Source organism: Mesorhizobium sp. (assembly GCF_965229135.1).
Lineage (GTDB): Bacteria > Pseudomonadota > Alphaproteobacteria > Rhizobiales > Rhizobiaceae > Mesorhizobium.
Genome location: NZ_OZ245860.1, coordinates 3904768 through 3925323 on the forward strand (window position 1 = coordinate 3904768; position 20556 = coordinate 3925323).

The 20556-nt window shown below is 64.6% G+C and carries 21 protein-coding genes; 7 read left to right on the plus strand and 14 right to left on the minus strand.

Features of this window, described 5'->3' with window-relative positions; genetic code table 11:
* Position 1 precedes the first annotated feature (1 nt).
* Positions 2 to 934 (plus strand): transcriptional regulator GcvA, encoded by a 933-nt coding sequence (gcvA, locus tag ACO07C_RS18565; RefSeq protein WP_421915610.1) that lies wholly within the window; start codon positions 2 to 4, stop codon positions 932 to 934.
* Here gcvA and ACO07C_RS18570 read toward each other — a convergent pair.
* The 6 genes from ACO07C_RS18570 to tsaD all read right to left on the minus strand — a co-directional run bounded on the left by ACO07C_RS18570 (position 931) and on the right by tsaD (position 5016).
* Entirely contained in the window at positions 931 to 1347 is a 417-nt protein-coding gene (locus ACO07C_RS18570) for a DUF1761 domain-containing protein (RefSeq protein ID WP_421915611.1), read from the minus strand. The two genes, gcvA and ACO07C_RS18570, sit on opposite strands and share 4 nt — an antisense overlap.
* 51 nt (positions 1348 to 1398) lie before the next feature.
* Positions 1399 to 2055, minus strand: coding sequence for a class I SAM-dependent methyltransferase (locus tag ACO07C_RS18575; RefSeq protein WP_421915612.1), 657 nt, complete (start codon positions 2053 to 2055; stop codon positions 1399 to 1401).
* Positions 2052 to 2477: an EVE domain-containing protein gene (locus tag ACO07C_RS18580; RefSeq protein WP_421915613.1), complete on the minus strand. Its 426-nt coding sequence runs from the start codon at positions 2475 to 2477 to the stop codon at positions 2052 to 2054. Before ACO07C_RS18580 ends, ACO07C_RS18575 begins: the two co-directional genes overlap by 4 nt.
* Before the next feature lie 104 nt (positions 2478 to 2581).
* Positions 2582 to 2872 carry a YciI-like protein gene (locus ACO07C_RS18585; RefSeq protein ID WP_421915614.1) on the minus strand — a complete coding sequence of 97 codons (291 nt, stop codon included), beginning with the start codon at positions 2870 to 2872 and terminating at the stop codon, positions 2582 to 2584.
* A 60-nt stretch (positions 2873 to 2932) separates the two neighbouring features.
* Positions 2933 to 3934, minus strand: coding sequence for an NAD(P)H-dependent glycerol-3-phosphate dehydrogenase (locus ACO07C_RS18590; RefSeq protein WP_421915615.1), 1002 nt, complete (start codon positions 3932 to 3934; stop codon positions 2933 to 2935).
* Positions 3931 to 5016 (minus strand): tRNA (adenosine(37)-N6)-threonylcarbamoyltransferase complex transferase subunit TsaD, encoded by a 1086-nt coding sequence (gene tsaD, locus ACO07C_RS18595; protein ID WP_421917564.1) that lies wholly within the window; start codon positions 5014 to 5016, stop codon positions 3931 to 3933. The genes ACO07C_RS18590 and tsaD overlap by 4 nt, the downstream gene beginning before the upstream one ends.
* Positions 5017 to 5115: 99 nt before the next feature.
* Here tsaD and hemC point away from each other — a divergent pair, with 99 nt between their 5' ends.
* The 6 genes from hemC to ACO07C_RS18625 all read left to right on the plus strand — a co-directional run bounded on the left by hemC (position 5116) and on the right by ACO07C_RS18625 (position 11204).
* The gene (gene hemC, locus ACO07C_RS18600) at positions 5116 to 6042 is read left to right on the plus strand and encodes a hydroxymethylbilane synthase (protein WP_421915617.1); all 927 of its coding nucleotides are present in this window, start codon (positions 5116 to 5118) and stop codon (positions 6040 to 6042) included.
* A 2-nt stretch (positions 6043 to 6044) separates the two neighbouring features.
* Complete coding sequence (locus tag ACO07C_RS18605; protein ID WP_421915619.1) at positions 6045 to 6761, plus strand: uroporphyrinogen-III synthase; 717 nt, start codon at positions 6045 to 6047, stop codon at positions 6759 to 6761.
* Positions 6762 to 6853: 92 nt separating this feature from the next.
* Positions 6854 to 8320, plus strand: coding sequence for a COG4223 family protein (locus ACO07C_RS18610; RefSeq protein ID WP_421915620.1), 1467 nt, complete (start codon positions 6854 to 6856; stop codon positions 8318 to 8320).
* Positions 8321 to 8330: 10 nt separating this feature from the next.
* On the plus strand, positions 8331 to 9929 hold the full coding sequence (locus tag ACO07C_RS18615) for a heme biosynthesis protein HemY (RefSeq protein WP_421915622.1): 1599 nt from the start codon (positions 8331 to 8333) through the stop codon (positions 9927 to 9929).
* Positions 9930 to 9990: 61 nt separating this feature from the next.
* On the plus strand, positions 9991 to 10470 hold the full coding sequence (locus ACO07C_RS18620; RefSeq protein WP_421915623.1) for a TerB family tellurite resistance protein: 480 nt from the start codon (positions 9991 to 9993) through the stop codon (positions 10468 to 10470).
* Positions 10471 to 10487: 17 nt separating this feature from the next.
* Complete coding sequence (locus ACO07C_RS18625) at positions 10488 to 11204, plus strand: glutamine amidotransferase (protein ID WP_421915624.1); 717 nt, start codon at positions 10488 to 10490, stop codon at positions 11202 to 11204.
* Positions 11205 to 11346: 142 nt separating this feature from the next.
* Here ACO07C_RS18625 and ACO07C_RS18630 read toward each other — a convergent pair whose 3' ends face one another.
* The 8 genes from ACO07C_RS18630 to ACO07C_RS18665 form a co-directional block, all read right to left on the minus strand.
* Positions 11347 to 11655 carry an NIPSNAP family protein gene (locus tag ACO07C_RS18630; protein ID WP_421915625.1) on the minus strand — a complete coding sequence of 103 codons (309 nt, stop codon included), beginning with the start codon at positions 11653 to 11655 and terminating at the stop codon, positions 11347 to 11349.
* Between the two features lie 38 nt (positions 11656 to 11693).
* On the minus strand, positions 11694 to 12932 hold the full coding sequence (locus ACO07C_RS18635; protein ID WP_421915626.1) for an MFS transporter: 1239 nt from the start codon (positions 12930 to 12932) through the stop codon (positions 11694 to 11696).
* Between the two features lie 162 nt (positions 12933 to 13094).
* On the minus strand, positions 13095 to 14195 hold the full coding sequence (locus tag ACO07C_RS18640) for an aminotransferase class I/II-fold pyridoxal phosphate-dependent enzyme (protein ID WP_421915628.1): 1101 nt from the start codon (positions 14193 to 14195) through the stop codon (positions 13095 to 13097).
* 131 nt (positions 14196 to 14326) lie between these two features.
* Positions 14327 to 14794 carry a MucR family transcriptional regulator gene (locus ACO07C_RS18645; RefSeq protein ID WP_421915629.1) on the minus strand — a complete coding sequence of 156 codons (468 nt, stop codon included), beginning with the start codon at positions 14792 to 14794 and terminating at the stop codon, positions 14327 to 14329.
* A 113-nt stretch (positions 14795 to 14907) separates the two neighbouring features.
* Positions 14908 to 15609, minus strand: coding sequence for an ROK family protein (locus ACO07C_RS18650; RefSeq protein WP_421915630.1), 702 nt, complete (start codon positions 15607 to 15609; stop codon positions 14908 to 14910).
* A gap of 18 nt (positions 15610 to 15627) precedes the next feature.
* Positions 15628 to 17004: a glucose-6-phosphate dehydrogenase gene (zwf, locus tag ACO07C_RS18655; RefSeq protein WP_421915631.1), complete on the minus strand. Its 1377-nt coding sequence runs from the start codon at positions 17002 to 17004 to the stop codon at positions 15628 to 15630.
* A gap of 22 nt (positions 17005 to 17026) precedes the next feature.
* Complete coding sequence (gene gnd / locus ACO07C_RS18660) at positions 17027 to 18043, minus strand: phosphogluconate dehydrogenase (NAD(+)-dependent, decarboxylating) (RefSeq protein ID WP_421915632.1); 1017 nt, start codon at positions 18041 to 18043, stop codon at positions 17027 to 17029.
* Positions 18044 to 18091: 48 nt separating this feature from the next.
* Positions 18092 to 20497, minus strand: coding sequence for a glucan 1,4-alpha-glucosidase (locus tag ACO07C_RS18665; RefSeq protein WP_421915633.1), 2406 nt, complete (start codon positions 20495 to 20497; stop codon positions 18092 to 18094).
* Between the last annotated feature and the right edge of the window lie 59 nt (positions 20498 to 20556).

Sequence of the window (20556 nt, forward strand, 5' to 3'; positions counted from 1 at the left end):
GATGGCGCGTCTGTTGCCGGGAACCCGTGCCCTGCGGACGCTGGAAGCAGCGGCCAGGCATCTCAATTTCACGCGCGCCGCGGACGAGCTCGGCTTGACCCCCGCCGCCGTCAGCCACCAGATCAAGGAAATCGAGGATCAGCTCGGCATCGTGCTGTTCACCCGCACCAGCCGGACGATCCGGCTGACGGAAGCCGGCGCTGTGCTGTTCGAGGCTTCGACCGAGGCGCTCGACCTGCTTGGCCGGGCCGTCTCGCGGGCGCACAAGATGACGCGCGGCACGGCATTCCTCAAAGTGACGCTGGACGCCCAGTTCGCGGCAAAATGGCTGATGCGGCGTGTCGAGGATTTTCGCAAGCAGAAGCCGGGCATCGAGCTGCGGTTCGATATCGCCTATGGATTGCGGGATTTCGATCTCGACGACGTCGATGTCGGCATCCGCTTCGGCGCCGGCAAGTATCCGGGTCTTTGCGCACATCGCCTGTTCGACAACATCATCATTCCGGTATGCAGCCCCAGCCTGCTGGCGTCCGGGCCGCCGCTCAACGAGCCGCGCGACCTGTTCCACCATACGCTTGCCCACATCGAATGGGCCCGGCAGGGCGTAACGTGGCCCAACTGGCGCATGTGGATGGCGGCGGCCGGCATCGACGATTTCGACGACAGCCGCACCGTCGTATTCGGAACCTCCACCGACGCGGTCCAGGCCGCACTCGACGGCAATGCGGTGGCGCTCGCCGATTTTGCCATGGTGGCGAACGACCTTTCGGAGGGCCGTCTCGTCCGGCCTTTTCAACTCGGCATCAAGGTCGCGGCGGAGTTCGCCTATTTCCTGGTCTATCCCAAGACCGAGGCGAACGACCCGCGCATCGTGGCTTTCCGCGAGTGGATCCTCGAGGAAGTCGCCAAGACGCGGACCGACGCCGCTATCTAGCTTGCAGCCGCTCCGAACCAGCCGATCACCGCGCCCATGATCAGCAGCACGCCGAGCCAGTGGCCGCCATCGATGATGGTCAGCTCCCAGCCGAACCCCCCGTAGCGATGGTTGACGGACAGCGTGGTGATCACGAACCCCAGCCAGAGGACAAGGCCGAAGACGAGGCCCGGGACGAAGGTCGGCTCACCGCCCGTCATGGCACCGACGACCAGGGCCATGATGCCTGCCATCACCAGTTCGGCGATGAAGCTGACGACGTAGGGCAGCGCCGATTTCTTCATGGTCGACGGGTCAAGTTTTGCAGCCTTGAGCCACGGCTTGCTCAGGGCCGTGTACCAGGCCGCGCCGAACAGCCAGGCCACGACCGTGGCGACAATCACCGCCACCCAGTTTACCGCTGAAAAATCCATGAATGCCCCCTCCCGAAGGGTGCGCGATGGAACGCCTGTTCGGCGGTGGCGTCAAGCAAAGCGCCAGACGGTGGTGCGCTTGACGAGGGAATCCTCCAGCGCCCGCGTCACCGCCACTTCATAGACCGCCAGCGGCTCAAGGCCCGCCTTGGGCATGTAGGAGCGGCCGGGATCGCCTACGAGGATTTCGGCGCCGCGTGCCTTCAGCGTCGCGAACCATGGCATGAGCAGATCGGCGAAGGACTTGTCATAGAAGACATCACCAGCCAGGATCACGTCCCAGCCGGCGTCTGTTCCGATGCGGTCGGTGCCGTCAAATCCGATGCCGACGGCATTGGCTTCGGCATTGAGGCGTATCGCGGTCTCGCAAAACGGGTCGATGTCGGCGGCGGTCACCTCCGCGGCGCCAGCGCCGGCGGCGGCAATGGCGACCAGACCGGAGCCGGACGCGAAATCGAGAACGCGCTTTCCCCGCACCGTCGCGGGATGGTCGATGACATAGCGGGCAAGCCCCTGTCCGCCGGCCCAGGCGAACGCCCAGAAGGGCGGTGGCAGCCCGATTTCGGTGAGTTCATCCTCCGTGCGTTGCCATAGATCATGGGCTTCGTCGGCCAGATGCAGTCGGATCTCCGGAACATGCGGCGGCGCCATCAGCGCCGTGTTGTCGAGGATGAATTTCTTCGCGCTGATCGGGGTGAGTACGGTCACGGAGCGGGGGTCAGGCCGCCCATGCGGCAGACTTCCTTCCACTCGGCCGGCGTCACCGGCTGCACGGAAAGCCGCCCCAGGCGGACCAGCGCCATATCGGCAAGCTTGGGATTGGCCTTGACCTGTTCCAGCGTCACCGGGGTCGGCACATCCTTGACGGCGTGGATATCGACGCATTCCCAGCGCGGGTCGTCGGCGGTGGTGTCATGATGGGCAAGCGCGCAGACCTCGGCGATGCCGACGATGTTGAGCCCTTCGTTGGAATGGTAGAAGAAGCCGAGATCGCCGATCCGCATCGCCTTCATGTTGTTGCGCGCCGCATAGTTGCGCACGCCATCCCATTGCGTGCCGTCCTTGCCCTTCGCCTTCAGCATGTCGAAGGAAAATTTGAACGGCTCCGATTTGAACAGCCAGTAGTTCATCATTGTTGTCCTGTCGTCATTCACTGGGCGTCACCGCCGCCGCCCGAGCGGCTAAACAAACGTCACGCCGGCGTGACAAGGCGTCAAGCCGGCGTGACGAGGCATTACGCCGGCTTGTTGAAGGTCCAGTTCCACTGCCGGATATCGACGCTCTCGAACAGTCCGGCCTTGGCATAAGGATCGGCCGCGGACAGAGCCTTCGCAGCGGCCATGTCGGGCGCCTCGACGACGACCAGGCTGCCATTGGGCTTGCCGTCGGCGTCCAGGAACGGACCGGCGAAGGCGAGCTTCTTTTCGCCGTTCAGTCCTTCCAGAAAGGCGACATGCTCGGGCCGCGTGTCGAGCCGCACCTGCAGGCTTCCGGGCTTGTCCTTGCACAGCAAAGCAAACAGCATTCTCTCAAACTCCCATATTCAGGCGGAGCACGATCCAGACCGCTGATCCGGGATCGTGCTTCAGGCGTCGGTTTCAGTCTTCAGCGGCCGGGTCATCAATGTGGACACAGCTTGGCTTATCGTGATGGTGCCGTCCAGTATCGCCGATACCGCGGCGATGATCGGCGCGTCTATGTCGCGCCCGGCGGCGATGCGGGCGGCGATCGACGCGGTCGGCACGCCTTCGGCCAGCGGCAGCCCGGCCAGGGGCTTGCCCTGTCCGAGCGCCAGCCCATAGGCGAAATTGCGCGACTGCGCGGACGAGCAGGTCAACATCAGGTCGCCAAGACCCGAAAGCCCCATCAGCGTTTCAGGCCTGGCGCCGAAGGCCGTGCCGATGCGGCGCAGTTCGACGAAGCCGCGCGTCACCATCGCCGCCTGGGCGCTGGCGCCGAGCCCCGCGCCCGAGACCGCGCCGGCGGCAATGGCAAAGACATTCTTCAGCGCGCCGCCGATCTCGACCCCAATGAGGTCGTCGCTCGAATAGCAGCGCAGGTTCTGGGCCGAGAAGCGGGCGGCAAGGTTCGCGGCCAGGCCGTTGTCGCGGGCGGCAACCACCACTGCCGTCGGCAGGCCCTTGGCGACGTCGGTGGCAAAGCTCGGGCCCGACAGGGCGGCAACCGGATTCTCCGGCAGGATCTCCTCGACGATGGCCGACAGCAGCGCGCCGGTGTCGCGTTCGATGCCCTTGGCGCAAAGAACGATCGGAACGCCCCTTGGCATATGAGGCTTCGCGCCCGCCAGCACCGCGCGCAGCGACTGCGCCGGCGTCACCGCCAGCACGCAGTCAGCGCCGTCGAGGGCCGTCCCGAGGTCGCTTGTCGCCTCCATGCCAGGCTCGATGGCGATGCCGGGCAGGTAGCGCGGGTTTTCGCCCCGGCGTATCGACGCCACGGTTTCCTCGTCGCGCGCGAACAGCCGGACCGAATGACCGGCGTGCAGCATGGCCAGCGCCAGCGCCGTGCCCCAGGCGCCACCGCCCAGGACAGCAACGCGCCATCCAGCCGAATCGCGGCCGTTCATGCTTTCGCTCCGCGCCGGCCCGAGCCCACCATCGGCGCCGAGATGCTGTCCAGCGGCCAACGCGAGCGTGGCACGAAATCACTGCCGTTCTCATCCGCGAGGCCCGCCCGCAGCCGCTCGATGCCGGCCCAGGCGATCATGGCGGCATTGTCGGTACAAAGCTTCAAAGGTGGCGCGACAAAGGTGAAGCCGTTATCACGGCACAGTGTATCCAGCGTCGCCTTGATCGTCTTGTTGGCGGCGACGCCGCCGGCCACGACCAGAGCCGGCTTCGCCGTATCAGGAAATGTTTCGCGAAAACGCGTCAGCGCTCTCGAGACGCGATCGCCCAGCGCATCGGCCACCGCCGCCTGGAACGAGGCGCAGATATCGGCGATGTCCTGGCCGCTCAACGGGGCGATCGCCGTCGCGGCCTGGCGCACGGCCGTCTTCAGTCCCGAGAAGGAGAAATCCGGCTGCGCCGAACCCTTCATCGGGCGCGGGAAGGCGAAACGCCTGGCGTCGCCGCGCTCTGCCGCCTTCTCGACATTGGGGCCGCCGGGATAGGGCAGGCCCAGCATCTTGGCCGTCTTGTCGAAGGCCTCGCCAAGCGCGTCGTCGATGGTCGTCGCCCAGCGCTGGTAGTCGCCGACACCGCGCACCGCGACGATCTGCGTGTGACCGCCCGAGACCAGGAGCAGCAGATAGGGAAAGGACAGCCCATCGGTCAGCCTTGCCGTCAGCGCGTGGCCCTCGAGATGGTTGATCGCGATCAGCGGTTTGTTCGCGGCCGCGGCGATCGCCTTGGCCGTCATCAGCCCGACGATCAGGCCGCCGACGAGACCAGGCCCAGCGGTCGCGGCAATCGCATCGATATCGGCGAGATCGATGCCCGAATCGGCGAGCGCCGCCTCGACAATGCCGTCCAGAGCCTCGACATGGGCGCGCGCCGCGATCTCCGGCACGACGCCGCCGAATGCCGCGTGTTCCTCGATCTGGCTGAGCACGATGTTGGACAGGATTTCGGGCGCGGCATCGCCCTCCAACTCCACGACGCTGGCCGCGGTCTCGTCACAACTCGTCTCGATGCCCAGAACGCGGATCAATTGGTCGCTGTCCTCGATGATTGTATAGCCGGGCTTTCCCCGGTAGGAGAAACCGGAAAGGCCTCGCTCGCCGGGGGTTATCACGGACCGCGCGCCATGCAAACATTCTTGAGAATAGGAACACGCGGCAGCCCGCTGGCACTGGCACAGGCGCGCGAAACCCAGGCTCGGCTGATGGCCGCGCACGGCATGCCTGAAAACGCCTTCGAAATCGTCGTCATCACGACCAGCGGCGACCGCATCCAGGACCGCCCATTGTCGGAAGCGGGCGGCAAGGGCCTGTTCACCAAGGAGATCGAGGAGGCGCTGCTGGCGCGTCGCATCGATATTGCCGTGCACTCGTCCAAGGACATGCCGACGAAATTGCCCGACGGGCTGGAACTGTCGGCCTTCCTGCCGCGCGAGGACGCGCGCGATGCCTTTATCGGCAAGGCGGCACGCAGCATTGCCGATCTGCCGGAGCGTGCCATCGTCGGTTCGTCGTCGCTGCGGCGGCAGGCGCTGATCCGGCGGCTGCGGCCGGACCTCGACGTGGTGATGTTTCGCGGCAATGTGCAGACGCGCCTGCGCAAGCTGGAAGAGGGCATCGCCGCCGGCACCATCCTGGCCTATGCCGGATTGAAGCGGCTGGGGCTCGAACATCTGACCACCGACCTGATGCCGCTCGACATTTTTCCGCCAGCGCCGGGGCAGGGCGCCATCGGCATCGAAAGCCGCATCGGCGACCGCGAGGTGGAAACGATGCTGGGCGCAATCCACGACGTGCCGACCGGGCAGGCGCTGGCCTGCGAACGCGCCTTCCTGGCGGCGCTCGATGGTTCCTGCCGCACTCCCATCGCCGGCCATGCGATGATCACGGGCGACAGGCTTGCCTTCGCGGGGCTTATCATCTCGCCGGACGGAACGCAGTCGCACGAGATCAAGGCCGAGGGCCACGCCCAAGAGGCGGCCCGCATCGGCGATGAAGCAGCGCGCGCGGTGCGGGCGAAGGCCGGCGAAGACTTTTTCGACGGCTGGGCCTGACTGTGGTCCGCGTTCTGGTGACGAGACCGGAACCCGGCGCGTCCAGCACGGCACGGCGACTGCGGGAGATGGGTTTTCAGCCGGTGCTGCTGCCCTTGACCAAGACGGAGGCGCTGCCGGTCGAAACCGGGCTTGTTCCCGAGAATGCCATCGCGGTTGTCGTCACCAGCGCCAATGCCATCCGCCATGCCCCCAAGGAAATCATGGCCGCGTTGGCGGCCTTGCCCTGCCATGCCGTCGGCAAGCGAACGGCGGAGGCCGCGCGAGCGGCTGGGTTTATGGACGTCGACGAAGGTCCGGGCAATGCCGAAGCGCTGGCCGACATGCTTGCCAGCCGGCTTTCGGGAAAGGCGGTCATCTACCTGTGCGGCCGTGTGCGGTTTCCGGTATTCGAGGCGCGGCTGAAGGCGGCGGGAGTCGGGGTCCACCCGATCGAAACCTATGACACGGTCGCGCCGGCCTATACGGACGCGGCTGTCGTCGAGCATCTGTCCGGTCAGCCGGTCGACGTGGCGCTGCTTTACTCGGCCAAGGCGGCGGCAGCGATACAGGCCCTGGCTCGCCGGCCGGCATTGCATGAGCTTTTTGAAAAGACACGTTTTCTTGCGCTTTCCAAGCGCATCGCCACCGCCCTGGATGTGGCCGACGGCGAAAAAATCCGCGTCGCGGCGGAACCCGATGAAGAGGTGTTGCTTGAGCTTTTGAAGGGGTGGCGATGATCCGCGTCATCACACCGCCCCTTTTCACCGCTTGGTGATGTGATAGACCCTTTTTTGAACCATCCCGAAGCGAATTTTGCGGAGCCCAAAGCATGGTCAAGACGCCGAAGATGCGACATTCGAAAAGCCGCCGCGAGCCGGTGACGATCGAACTAGAGCCCGGCGCCGTCTCGCGCATTGTCGGCGAGGATTCCGGCAAGGCCGAGATCGAGGATACCGGCCAGGCCAAGGAGGCCTCGCAGCCGGAGGTGCCGGCGGAACCGGTGCATGCCGACCAGACCGATCTGGAACCATGGGAACACACCGACGCCACCGGGACCAAGCAGTCCGCCGGGCAGAAATCCACGGAATCCGAGGGCGGCGACGATTCGAAGCCCAGCTATCCGACCGGATCGGAAGATCCGGCCGATCGTGCGACGGGATTCGACTACAGTTTCGAGGATGCAACTCCAAAGACCGGTCCCGCCGCGGCCGCGCCACCAAAATCCGCGACGAGGGAAGAGACCATGGCAGCGCAACCGAAGCGTGGGGGCATCAACGGCATCGCGGCCGGCGTCATCGGCGGTGTCATCGCGCTGGTCGGGGCTGGTGCCCTGCAGTTCGCCGGCGTGCTCGGCGCGCCGGGTTCCGCCGGCGTGTCGCTCGATGGCGTCAACAGTCAGATCTCCGCCCTGAGATCCGAGATCGCGGGGGCCAAGCAGGCGGCCGGCAACACCGACGCGTCGGCCAAGGTCGACGGCCTGTCGTCGGCCCTCGACCAGGTGAAGGCCGATGTCGCGGCTCTTAAATCGGCTGCGGGATCCGGGAATGCGGGCGACAGCGCAGCCCTTGCGGCGCTTGGCGACAAGGTCAAGCAGATCGAAACGGCTGTCGCGGCACTTGACCAGGCCAGCAGCAAGGCGCCTGTCGATCTCGGCCCGCTCAACGAGAAACTCGCGGGGCTTGACGCGTTGGTCAAATCCGCCGGCGAGACGGCGACTGCCCAGCAGGGCCGCCTTGCGGCGCTGGAGCAATCCGTGTCGCAGCTGTCCGGCAAGGTGGAGGCGCAGGCGTCGCAGCCGAAGATCGCGCTTGCCATCGCCGCTTCCGCGCTGAAGTCCGCGCTCGACCGTGGCGCACCCTTCAATGCCGAGCTTGAAACCTTTGCCGCGATCGCACCGGACGCGCCGCAGCTCGCGACACTGCGCGCCTATGCGGAGAAGGGGGTGCCGACCCGGGCCGAAATCACCGCCGGCGCGGATGCCGCCGCCACCGCCATGATCGCCGCGGCGCGGCCCGTCGACCAGAATGCCGGCTTCCTGCAAAATCTGATGTCCAGCGCCGAATCGCTGGTCAAGGTCCGGCCGGTCGGCGCCGTCGAGGGCACCGGCGTTCCGCAGACCGTCGCGCGCATGGAGGTGGCTGTCACCCAGGGCGACTATGCCAAGGCGCTCAGCGAATATGGCACTCTGCCCGATGCGGCCAAGGCGGCGGGCGCTGACTTTGCCGGCAAACTGAAGGCGCGCATGGATGTCGAGACGCAGATCGAGGCGCTGATTGCCGGCGCGATGAAGGCGTGAGGACCTGACGATGATCCGAATTCTCATCTTCCTTGTCGTCGTCTTCGCTCTCGGGCTCGGCTTTGCCTGGCTGGCCGACCGTCCCGGTGACATGGTCATCACCTTCAATGGCTATCAGTACCAGGTTAGCCTGATGGTCGCGGCCGTGGCCGTCGTCGCCGTGGTCGCGGCGGTGATGATCCTCTGGTGGCTGGTCAAGTCGCTGTGGAACAGTCCCTACACCATCTCGCGCTACTTCCGGGTGCGCCGCCGCGACCGTGGCTATCAGGCATTGTCGACCGGCATGATCGCCGCCGGCGCCGGCGATGGTGTCCTGGCCCGCAAGAAGACCAAGGAAGCGGCCAAGCTCATCCGCTCCGACCAGGAGCCGCTGATACACTTGCTCGAGGCGCAGGCCTCGCTGCTCGAAGGCGACCACGAGGGCGCGCGGGAAAAATTCGAGAGCATGCTGGACGATCCCGAAATGCGGTTGCTCGGCCTGCGAGGCCTCTATCTCGAAGCCGAACGCCTGGGTGATCGCAATGCCGCCCGGCACTATGCCGGCCGTGCGGCGGTGATGGCGCCGCAACTCGCCTGGGCCGCCGAATCGACGCTGGAAGAGCTGACCCAGCGCGGCGATTGGGACGGTGCGCTGAAACTGGTCGAGGCGCAGAAATCGACGCGGCAGATCGAGCGCGACGCCGCCAACCGGCGCCGCGCCGTGCTGCTCACCGCCAAGGCGCATGCCTTGATCGACAGCGATCCCAACGGGGCCAAGGCGGCGGCCGTCGAGGCCAACAGGCTGCGCCCGGATTTCGCACCGGCGGCGGTCATCGCGGCCAAGGCCCTGTTTCGCCAGAAAGACGTACGCAAGGGTTCCAAGATCCTCGAAACGGCCTGGAAGGCCGAACCGCATCCGGAGATCGCCGAACTCTATACCCATGCCCGCCCGGGCGACGCCGTGCTCGACCGGCTGAACCGGGCGAAGAAGCTGCAGGAGCTGAAGAAGAACCACGCCGAGTCCTCGCTGACCGTGGCGCGCGCGGCACTTGATGCACAGGATTACAAGACGGCGCGCCGCGAGGCGGAAGCGGCGATCAGGATGGACCGCCGCGAAGGCGCGTATCTGCTGCTGGCCGACATCGAGGAAGCCGAAACCGGCGACCAGGGCAAGGTGCGGCAGCTCCTCTCCAAGGCGGTGCGCGCGCCGCGCGATCCTGCCTGGGTCACCGACGGCGTCATCTCGGAACACTGGGCGCCGGTCTCGCCGGTCACCGGCAAGCTCGACGCCTTCGAATGGCGCGCGCCGATGGAGCGCCTCGGCCATTTGATCGACAGCCATGATGACACGACGGAAATCGCGGCGGCGGCCATCGCCGCACCGGTGGCGCGCGAAAGCGCGCCCGAGACAATCGATCATGCGACGATTTCCTCCGACGAGCCGGCGGGGCAAGCCGTGGCCGGAGACAGCGATCACGTCACGCCGGTGACCGCGGCCGCTTTTGCAGCCGTGCCGACCAATGCGGAGGCCGTCGAACCGGCGGAGGAACTGGCGCGCTTGCCAGACGATCCCGGCGTCGACCCGGACGACGAGGCGGAGAAATCACAACGCCGGTTTCGCTTGTTTTGATGAGGCCCGATCCTGAAGGCAGTGCTCCTGGCGACAGGTCTCCACGAATGGGAAATGCTTGATGTTCGAACGCGTTCTGTCGTTTCTGAAGGAATTGCCGATCGGCGCCGGTGCCCGTCCCAGCGCGGATGATCCGCGCGTTGCCGCCTCGGCGCTGCTCTATCATGTGATGAGCGCCGACGGCGTGCGCCAGGATGTCGAATGGGAACGCTTCAAGGAGGTGCTGGCGGAAAGCTATTCGATCAGCGGCGCGGAACTGGAGGCTCTGGCGGCTGCCGGCGAGCGCGCCGACAATGAGGCGATCGACCTCTATGCCTTCACCAGCGTGTTGAAGCGCCACCTCGACGCCGATGCGCGCAAGGCCTTCATCGGCCTGATGTGGGAGATCGTCTATGCCGACGGCGAATTGCACGAGCTCGAAGACAACACAGTCTGGCGTGTCGCCGAACTGATCGGCGTCGAACGCCACGACCGGGTCGAGGCCCGCCGCAGGGCTGCGGCGCATGCGCCGGGCGCCACCGGAACGTCGAGCGACGAATAGAGCGGGACGAGGTTCGCTTGCCGACAAGACAGCGTTCGAAGCCAACAATTCTGGTCGTTCTGCATCAGGAGACGTCGAGCCCCGGCCGCGTTGGGCATATGTTGCTGGAGGCCGGCTTCGATCTCGATATCCGCCGTCCGCCGCTTGGCGACGGCTTGCCGGAAACGCTGGAGGGCCACGCCGGCGCGGTGGTGTTCGGCGGACCGATGAGCGCCAATGACGGGGATGAATTCGTCCGCCGCGAAACCGCCTGGCTTGATATCCCCCTGAAGGAGAACCGGCCGTTCCTCGGCATCTGCCTAGGCGCGCAGATGCTGGTCAACCATCTCGGCGGCAAGGTCGAGGGGCATGACGAAGGTTTGGTCGAGATCGGCTGGTATCCGCTGAAAGCGACAGAGGCGGGCAAGAAGCTGATGCACTGGCCGGAAATGGTCTACCAGTTCCACCGCGAGGGCTTCTCGCTGCCGAAAGAGGCGACGCTTCTGGCAACCGCCGAGACCTATCCCAACCAGGCTTTTCGCTATGGCGACAATGCCTGGGGCATCCAGTTCCATGGTGAATTGACCAGGGCGATGATGCACCGCTGGGTGGTGCACGGCGAGCACAGGTTCGAGCTGCCTGGCGCCCAGCCAGGCCGCGATCATCTCGGCGGAAGACTGATCTGGGACATGCATCTCAAACGCTGGCTGGGCGAATTCCTGCATCTGATCTTCGGTAGACCGGTGGTGCGGTAGCCCTCTCTTATAGAGCTCCCTGGAGCATGATCCCGAAAAGTGGAACCCGGTTTTCTCGGACAAACGGTTGCCGTTTGTCCAGAGATCATGTTCAAACAAACAGATAGAGCCCAATCCCGATTCCATCGGGATGGAACAGGCTCTACGGTTCGAGCACCGGCCGCAGGAAGCTGCGCTCGTAGCTTAGAATGCTGCGATTGCGTTTTTCCGTTTCAAACACCTCCTGGCATTCCGGGTCGGCAGCCATCCGCTTGCGATAGTCCTCGTATTCGGCAAGGCTCGGAAAACTGAACATGGCATAGGCGATATTGTTCGCCCCTTCGCTTGGAAGGAAATAGCCATGATGGTTTCCCCCGAGGCGGTCGACCAGGCCGATCCAGCGGCGGCCATATTCCTCAAACTCGGCAAGCTTGTAGGGGTCGATGACATATTTCAGGTAACAGGTGATCATGGGAGTTCCTGTGACGAAGTGATGGATCTTGCTCAACGTCAGTTGCGTCCGTTGAGGTGGCGAACCTTGCGCAATTGCGGAAAAAGATAGGCCCACAGGCCGGCGACCGCGATGGCGCCGACGCCACCGATTACCACGGCCGGCACGGTGCCGATCAGCGCGGCCATCGTCCCGGCGCGGAACTCACCGACTTCATTGGAAGCACCGACGAAGACCTGGTTGACGGCGTTGACGCGGCCGCGCACCTCGTCCGGCGTCCACAACTGGATCAGCGTTTCCCTGATATAGACGCTGAACATGTCGGTGGCGCCTAGGAAGGCAAGGGCGACGATCGACAGCCAGGTGATGGTCGAGAGGCCAAACAGCACGGTGAAGGCGCCGAACGCCGCGACGAAGCCCAGCATGATCACGCCCGCATGGTTGCGGATCGGGTGCCCGGCGAGCCACACCGCGACGCAGATGGCGCCGATGCCGGGCGCCGAGCGCAGCAGGCCGAGGCCCCAAGGCCCGAGTTGCAGGATGTCGCGTGCATAGATCGGCAGCAATGCCGAGGCGCCTGACAGGAGCACGGCGAAGAGGTCGAGCGAGATGGCGCCCAGCACGATCTTCTCGCCCCAGATGTAGCGGAAGCCGGCAAACAGCGTCTCCATCGTCGGCTTGTCGGTGGCGGTTTGCTGGACAGGCTTCGGGATGGTGAAGATCAAAAGCGCGGCAACCAGCATCAGGGCGGCTGCGATTGCGTAAGCGAGCTCGGGCGAGACGCCGTAAAGCAGGCCGCCGGCGACCGGGCCGACGATCGTTGCCGTCTGCCACGCCGACGAGTTCCAGGCGATCGCATTGCCGAAATCCTCCGGCGGCACCAGATTGGCAAACAGCGACGACGAGGCAGGCCCGAAGAAGGCGCGCGCCGTTCCGAATATCGCCAGCACGGCGAAGATCGGCAACGGGCTGACCAGACCGCGCAGCGTCAGGAACAGCAGGAGGAGGGCGCAGATTCCCTCGACCGAGGTCGCCAGTGCCATGATCAGCCGGCGCCCGAAGCGGTCGGCGACGACACCCGTGACCAGCACCAGCAGCAGCGACGGCAGGAACTGGACGATGCCGACAATGCCGAGGTCGAAGGGCTTGCGCGTCAAATCATAGACCTGCCAGCCGACGGCGACGGACACGATCATGGTCGCGAAGGTGGTGAGGAAGCGCGCCGTCCAGTAGCTGAGGAAGGCTTTGTGCCGGAACGCGGCGTAACGCGGCTCCGGCGAGGTTTGTTCTGATATCATTGAGAGAGGCCCCGTTGCGATGGCATTGGCAGGCGGGGCACTTCCCGAATGGGCGCTGTTCCGGCCAATTTGGTTATTATCGCAGTTCAGCACGCGACGCGCGCAAAAAAACCGCTGTTTGATCAGGAATTTTCGGTCGGCTTTGCCAAATAGCAGCCGACCTTACCGCCGAAGCGCGGCTGAAATGGCGTCGAGGCCCGCGCGCAATTGCGCTTCCGTCGGCCAGCCGAAGCCCACGCGGAAGAAGTGCTTGGGCATTTCGAACCAGTGGCCGGGCCCCACATAGGTGCCGTGATTTTCCAGCAGGTTCACATAGAACCGGTCGAGGTCGAAGCCGGGATCGACATTGAGGCGCGGGAAGCCGACGACACCGCCTTCAGGGCGCACCCAGTCGACCAGCGGTTCGCGATCGATCCAGGCCTGGACGATGTCGCGACGCCTGGCCATTTCGGGCAGAAGCGTCGCCAGAAAGCTGTCGCGGCGCTCAAGCATGCCGCGCGCGATACCCTCGTCGATGACACTGCCGCAGATGCCGATCTGTTCCTTGGCGGCCAGGAACCGTTCCTGCAGCGCCTTGTCGCGCGTGACCAGCCAGCCGATGCGGATGCCGGGAATGCCGAAGGCCTTGGACAGTGACGACACGCTGATCGCCCGTGTGCTCAGCGACGCCGCCGACGGCAATCGCCTTCCATAGGAAAGATCGCGATAAGTCTCGTCGACCAGCAGATGGCAGTTGCTGCTGTCAGCGAGCGCCACCAGTGCGTCGAGGTCGGCGCGGTCCATCATGGTGCCGGTCGGATTGTGCGGACAGGTGACGCTGATCAGCCTGGTGTTCGGTTGTATCGCCGCCGCGACACGCGCGACATCTATCGCGAACCCGTCCTCGAAAGCCAGGTCCACATAGCTGATGGCGCAACCGATCGCCCGGGGCGTCTCGATGTTGGTGGCATAGTTGGGCCGGATGACGACAAGGTGGTCGCGCTCGGACAGGAGCGAAGTCGAGATGATGAACAGCGCACCCGCGGCACCCGCGGTGACCAATACATCATCGGGCGAGATGATCTCATCCTGCGCGGCGATCAGCGCCCGCAAATCCTTGTCGCCCCGGTGTTCGCCATAGAAAAGCGTGAGATCGGGAAGCGACAGGCCGATGTCGGAGAGCTTCTGGTCGGTGATGGAGCTTTCGGAAAGGTTGTAGCGGATGCGGTCGTAGCCGTATTCTTCCGGCGCCTCTTTCTCGATCACCATTCTTGCGTAGTTCATGATCGCATCCCCCCGGAGCTGTTCTGGACTGAAGCCAGATCTCTATGGGGCGATGTACGCAAAAGATAGGTCTGGCCCGATACGATGCATCGGGCCAGCATGGAAGACGGATGTCAGTCGGCAGTGGTCGCCTAGGCTGGAACCTTGGCCTTGCGCGGCTTGGCCTTGGCGGGCGCGGCTGCCGGCTCGATCTTGCGGCCAAGGCCGATCGACTTCGCCAGTTCCGAGCGTGACGCGGCATAGTTGGGAGCGACCATCGGATAGTCGGAAGGCAGGCCCCACTTGGCGCGATAGGCGTCCGGTGTCAGTCCGAAATGAACGCCCAGGTGGCGCTTCAAGGATTTGAATTTTTTGCCGTCTTCCAGGCAGATGATATAATCCGGCGTTACCGACCTCTTCGGATTGACGGCAGGGACAAGCGGCACCGGAGCCGGTTCAACCGGCTTTCCAAGGCCGCTTATCGAAGCGCTGACGCTGGCGATAAGGTCGCCCAGGCCGGACGCCGGCAAGCGGTTCTTCTCGACATAGGCGGACACGATATGGGCGGTCAGCTCGAGAAGGTCGATCTCTTTGCGAGCGTTGTTGCTATCGTCGGCCAAACTATTTTCTCCGTCGGTGGACTGGCGGATTCCTAGTCGGCAAATCTGGGCAGCGCAATGATTAGTGCTGTAACACACGTTATTTTGAACGACTATACTAATCCGTAATAATATCAGACGACAGGTGCGTTGTCGCTCCATAGTCGAAAACCGCCTTCGAAGGCGCGTGTGTTGTCACCGCGCCTGCAATCAGGAGGTAGTACGTCAAGCTTTTCGACATTACCGCCGCCGATGACCACATAGTCGGGCTGCAGGGCGGCGCGAAGCCTGTCGACAACGTCGAAAACATGCTTGCGCCATTTCTTCTTACCACGTTTTTCAAGACCGCGTTCGCCAATATAATCCTCGAAGCTGCCGCCCTTCCTGTAGGGAAGATGCGCGAGCTCCATCGGCTGGGCGACATTGACGAGGATCATCGCGGCGCCGAGGCCGGTCCCAAGGCCCAGGAACAGCATGCGCCCGCCCTCATAGCTGCCAATGGCCTGCATCGTGGCGTCGTTGACGATCTTCACCGGTTTGCCGAATTGCGCGGCGAAATCATACCCCGCCCAACCCTTGCCGAGATTTGCAGGATCTTTCACCGGCTTGTTGTCGCGAACGGGGCCGGGATAGCCCATGGAGATGACGTCGTATGACAGGCCTTCGGCGAGCTTGTTTACCGTCTCGATCATCTGCCGAGGCGTGAGGCCAGGCCCGGAATCGGCCCGGCGCTCCTCGCCGCCGGCGCTGGTGAGGACCTTGACGTGCGATCCGCCGATATCGATCGAAAGCACGATCTTTCGATTGGCTGGCGCGGTCTTTGCCGGACGTTTCATGGCTTCCCCTCCGAAGAACTATTTTACCGGATCGATCCAGCCATCGGGCGGCCCGAAGCCGACCATGGCGTCCGCCGGGCCCCAGGTTTTCGGCTCGTAAAGATGCGGCGGCGTGGTGTCGCCGAGAACCGGACCGACGATGCGCCAGGCAAGTTCGGCCGCATCCTGGCGGGTGAACAACTGGCCGTTGCCGTTCATGGCGTCGCCGATCAGCCTTTCATAGGGCGGCATTTCGGCCTTGCTGTGGTCGAGCGCGGTCAGTTCCACCTGCTCGCCGACCATGTCGTCGCCGGGCGCCTTGCGCTGCGCGCCTATGGCGATCACCACCTGCGGATCGATGCGGAAGCGCACATAGTTGGCATCGCCGGGCTTGATCGGATCGAAGACATCGAGCGGCGGCCGCTTCAGCCGCACCACCACCTCGGTGACGTGCACCGGCATGTTCTTGCCGGCGCGGATAAAGAACGGCACGTCCTGCCAGCGCCAGGTATCGACGAAGAAACGCACCGCCGCGAAGGTCTCGACCGGCGAATTCGGCGCCACGCCGGGCTCCTGGAGATAGCCCTTGAACTGGCCGCGCACGACATCGTCCTTGGTCAGCGTGCGGATCGCGCGGAGGACCTGCACCTTCTCGTCGATGAGGTCGTCGGCGGAGCGGCCGACCGGCGGCTCCATGGCGAGCAGCAGGAGGATGTTGAGAAGGTGGTTCTCGATGACGTCCCTGATGCAGCCGACCTCGTCGTAGAAGCGGCCGCGTCCCTCGACGCCGAAATCCTCGGCCATGGTGATCTGCACGCTTTCAACGAAGTTGCGGTTCCAGATCGGCTCGAGAAATGAATTGGCGAAGCGGAAGTAGAGCAGGTTCTGGATCGCTTCCTTGCCGAGATAATGGTCGATGCGGAAGATCGATTGTTCGTCGAACACCAGATGCAGGACACGATTCAGCCAGCGTGCCGATTGCAGATCGTGGCCGAAGGGTTTTTCCACCATCAACCGCGCACCCTGCGCGGTGCCCGATTGCTCCAGCCCCTGGACCACCGTCTCGAACATGTTCGGCGGCACCGCCATGTAATGCAGGGGGCGGTGTGCGGTCCCGAGCGCGCTTTTCAGCTTCTCGAACGTGCCGGAATCCTTGTAGTCGCCGCTGACATAGCGAAGCAGCGAAGCGAGCTTGGCGAAGACCTTCTCGTCAATGCCGCCAAGGGCGTTGACGATGCCGTCGCGGGCGCGTGCCTGCAACTGCTTCAGGTCCCAAGGGTCGAAGGCGACGCCGATCACCGGCTCGGTGAGGGTCCCCTTGGCGACCATGGCATACAGCGCGGGGAAGATCTTCTTGTGGGCGAGATCGCCGGTTGCTCCAAAGAGCACCAGCGTGTCGGAACGTTCCTGGCTCATGAGCGTGTCTCCCTGTCCGCCGTCACGAGCCGGCCTTGGGCTTCTCGAGATGGCCGCCGAAGGCGTAGCGCATGGCCGAGAGCAACTTGTCGGCGAATTCGGATTCGCCCTGCGAGGAGAACCTGTCGAACAGGGCCGAGGACAGAACCGGCGCCGGCACGCCGGTGTCGATCGCCGCCTTCAGCGTCCAGCGGCCTTCGCCGGAATCCGAGACGCGGCCACCGAACTGTGCCAGGGCCGGATCGCTCTTCAGGGCGCCGGCGGTGAGATCGAGCAACCACGAGCCGATGACGCTGCCATGGCGCCAGACCTCGGCCACCTGGGGCAGGTCGATGTCGAACTGGTAGTATTGCGGGTTTTCCAGAGGGCTGGTCTCGGCGTCAGCCGTTCGCTGACGCTTGCCGGCATTGGCGGATTTCAGGATGTTCATGCCTTCGGCATAGGCGGCCATGACGCCATATTCGATGCCGTTGTGCACCATCTTGACGAAATGGCCGGCGCCGCTCGGGCCGCAATGCAGGTAGCCGAAGGGCGCCGTGCCGCCGGCCTTGTCGGGCGCGGGCGCACCGGCATCGGCGCCGGGCGCCAGCGTGGCAAAGATCGAATCGAGGTGCTGTACCGCCACGTCGGGACCGCCGATCATCAGGCAGTAGCCACGCTCCAGGCCCCAGACACCGCCGCTGGTGCCGACATCGACAAGATGGATACCCTTGGTGGCGAGTTTCGCGGCCTGGTCGACGGCATCGTGATAGTAGGAATTACCGCCGTCGATGATGATATCGCCGGGCTCCATAAGGCCCGCCGCCTGGTCGACGACCTTGCCGGTGATCGCAGCCGGCAGCATCAGCCACAAGCAGCGCGGCTTGGCCAGCTTGCCGATGAACTCCTCCATCGACGACGCCCCGGAGGCACCATCCTTCACCAGCGCGTCGACGCTGGCCGCGTTGATGTCGTAGACGACGCATTCGTGGCCGTCACGCATCAGGCGGCGGACCATGTTGGCGCCCATCCTGCCAAGTCCCATCATTCCGATCTGCATGTTCTCGTCCTGGTTTCTTGAGGGAAGATCTAGTGACTGTCTCGGGTTCTAGCCTTCGATGCCGACGGAGAAGTCGACATTCTCCCAACAGTCGGCATCGAGCCAGTGAAAAGTGAAAATGACGTTGGTATCGGCGTAGGCAGTCGCGACCGGAAGGTCCGCCAGATGAACACCGAAGGCGTTTTCAGCCGTGTTGCTTTCGGCGGAAGTCGCCCAGCCGTCGATGCTCCAGCGGATCACGGCACGGGTCGGCAGTTCGATCCGCAGCAGCTTGCCGGACGGGATCGTGCGCAGCTTGTTGTTGAACCGCCATGTCCGAAGCGGCGATGTGGTCCTGTCCTCGATGTAGCGCTTGGCGCCTTGCGGCGGCATGTCGAAGACGGCGCCGTCGCGAAGCGAACGCAACAGCTTGATATGCTCCGAATGCGCCCAGACCAGCGGCATGGCGCTACCCGTCGGTCCGCCCAGCCGCAATTCGCGCTGCGGCATGTCGGGACCATCCCAGCTCTGTTCCGGCAGCAGGCCGCCGGGTTCGGCCGAAGACTCCAGTGTCCTGAGCAGGCTTTCCGCCATGGCATTGTTGCCCGCCGCCAGTTCGTAGTGGGCGCGTTCGCCGGCCAGCAGCGGCCATGGCCGGCCCTGGCCGGTGCCGTCGAAAGGGGCGCCGTCCTCATGTTCGCCATAGCCATCATCGGTATAGCGGTACCAGAGCGGTCCTTGCGGCAGGTCGCAACGGAGCCGGGCATCGATGACCTTGACGGTGTCGACGATGCGCGGATCGTCGGCGGCCCTGAGGCCAAAGCGGACAAGCGCCAGCGCGTCCGGGCTGACGATGGCCTCGGCCGGCCGGTCGGTGTCGCCGGGCGGCCGGTTCTTGATCGGCACATAGCCGTCCTTGGGTGACGCGGCGTCGGCGGTATCGGGCGGGGCGATGCGCACATAGTAGCCGGCGACGCCAACTTGGCTTGAGAGGTCGGTGCCGGTCACATAGGTCCAGCGCTCGACCTGGTCGTTCCAGCTGTCGGCGGTTTCGCGCAGATAGTTTGCCGGCTCCGCCTTGCCGCAGGCGTCGAGAATGTCGGCCGCGGCAAGGAGTGCCGCGATCTCCACGGCCAGTGCGAAAGGGCTGTAGCCTGCATCCTCTTCCCAGCGGTCTTCACCCGTCACGGGACCGTTCTTGACGATGTAGGACGCCGCCCGCTCGATCATCAGCAGGAAGGAGACCAGCTTGGCGCGGGGCAGATGGCCGGCGCGGCGCAGTGCGTCGGCGAGCAGCAGCGGGAAGGCGCATTCATCCATCTGGATGCCCGGCCAATAGGCGGTTCCGTCCAGCCAAACATTCTGCGGCCAGTGGCCGTCCGCCTCCTGGATGGTGCGAAGATAGGTGAGGATCCGCAGTGCTTCGTCGAGGTCGCCGGCGGCCATGAAACCACCGGCGGTTTCGACCAGATCGCGCGGCCAGACCAGATGGTAGCCGCCGAGATCGTCATCGCCCTTGCTGAAGCCCCAGGGGATCGACAGGCTGGCGACGGTCGCTCCGGGCTTTGCCGACGAACGATGCGTCGCCAGGACAGCGGTGCTGACGCGATAGGGGTTGATGCCGGATGCGGCGCGCCGGTCGAGGGGCAGCAGGCTTGTCTGCCATTTGCGCCACTGTTCGACATAGGATTTGGCCGCGGCTGGAAAACCCCGTTTCAAGCTGGCCAGGGCGTTGTCGGCGGCTTCCTCGGGCGTCGCCCCAAAACCCATTGCCAGCACGGCCTTGGTCTTTCCAGCCGAAAAGCCGATCTCGCCGGTCAGCGCGACATTGCCGTCTTCGGCCCGAAGCGAAGCCGGATCGAGCCGGCCCGTATGCTGGAGTTGCTGCCAGCCATCGGAGACACCGACATAACCGGCCGAGCACGCGGCCCAAGGCACGGACGAAGCGAGCGCCAGGCATGTGCCGCGCCCTGATGCGAACAGCATCGTCTCGCCCTTGTGCTTGGCGACCCAGGCGGTGTTGCCCATGCCGGCATTGACGAGATGCGGGGCAAGCAACGTGTAGACATGGTAATCGCCGGCGACGCCCTTGAGCGGCGTGAACTCGATTTCCTGCAGCAGGACCGGACGCGCCGGATCGGCGAGGATGCGCTTTTCGATCCGGTAGGCGCCATCGGCAGCGGTGTTGACCAGCCTGTAGGCGGGGACGCCTTCCTCGAAGGGTTCGATCCTGTGCCCGGCGTCGCGTTTCTCTTCGGAGAAATATCCGCCGGGGCCGGTCACGAGCAGTCCCATGTCGCGTGTGCAGGCGCTGTCGACACGCGGATAGTAGACCTCGTTGAGGATGCCGTGGCTGATCGTGAACCAGACGCGGCCGGTTGGCGAAAACGCCGTTCCGACCCCGCTCTTGGCGCTTGACGTCCAACGCGCCGGAATTCCCGGGGCGCCCAGAGCAACGGTCGGCGCTTCTGCCATCTTGATTTCGGTCTCCTGCCCGCAATCCCTAGACCAGTACGCGAAGTCTTTTCAATCAT

Excerpts from the sequence above, each read along its gene's own strand:
- ACO07C_RS18610 (WP_421915620.1), top strand. The coding sequence starts at position 6,854 with ATGGTCAAGACGCCGAAGATGCGACATTCGAAAAGCCGCCGCGAGCCG.
- ACO07C_RS18615 (WP_421915622.1), top strand. The coding sequence starts at position 8,331 with ATGATCCGAATTCTCATCTTCCTTGTCGTCGTCTTCGCTCTCGGGCTC.
- ACO07C_RS18635 (WP_421915626.1), bottom strand. The coding sequence starts at position 12,932 with ATGATATCAGAACAAACCTCGCCGGAGCCGCGTTACGCCGCGTTCCGG.
- ACO07C_RS18620 (WP_421915623.1), top strand. The coding sequence starts at position 9,991 with ATGTTCGAACGCGTTCTGTCGTTTCTGAAGGAATTGCCGATCGGCGCC.
- hemC (WP_421915617.1), top strand. The coding sequence starts at position 5,116 with ATGCAAACATTCTTGAGAATAGGAACACGCGGCAGCCCGCTGGCACTG.
- zwf (WP_421915631.1), bottom strand. The coding sequence starts at position 17,004 with ATGAGCCAGGAACGTTCCGACACGCTGGTGCTCTTTGGAGCAACCGGC.
- gcvA (WP_421915610.1), top strand. The coding sequence starts at position 2 with ATGGCGCGTCTGTTGCCGGGAACCCGTGCCCTGCGGACGCTGGAAGCA.
- ACO07C_RS18580 (WP_421915613.1), bottom strand. The coding sequence starts at position 2,477 with ATGAACTACTGGCTGTTCAAATCGGAGCCGTTCAAATTTTCCTTCGAC.
- ACO07C_RS18630 (WP_421915625.1), bottom strand. The coding sequence starts at position 11,655 with ATGATCACCTGTTACCTGAAATATGTCATCGACCCCTACAAGCTTGCC.
- ACO07C_RS18590 (WP_421915615.1), bottom strand. The coding sequence starts at position 3,934 with ATGAACGGCCGCGATTCGGCTGGATGGCGCGTTGCTGTCCTGGGCGGT.
- ACO07C_RS18665 (WP_421915633.1), bottom strand. The coding sequence starts at position 20,497 with ATGGCAGAAGCGCCGACCGTTGCTCTGGGCGCCCCGGGAATTCCGGCG.
- ACO07C_RS18585 (WP_421915614.1), bottom strand. The coding sequence starts at position 2,872 with ATGCTGTTTGCTTTGCTGTGCAAGGACAAGCCCGGAAGCCTGCAGGTG.
- ACO07C_RS18570 (WP_421915611.1), bottom strand. The coding sequence starts at position 1,347 with ATGGATTTTTCAGCGGTAAACTGGGTGGCGGTGATTGTCGCCACGGTC.
- ACO07C_RS18650 (WP_421915630.1), bottom strand. The coding sequence starts at position 15,609 with ATGAAACGTCCGGCAAAGACCGCGCCAGCCAATCGAAAGATCGTGCTT.
- ACO07C_RS18640 (WP_421915628.1), bottom strand. The coding sequence starts at position 14,195 with ATGAACTACGCAAGAATGGTGATCGAGAAAGAGGCGCCGGAAGAATAC.
- gnd (WP_421915632.1), bottom strand. The coding sequence starts at position 18,043 with ATGCAGATCGGAATGATGGGACTTGGCAGGATGGGCGCCAACATGGTC.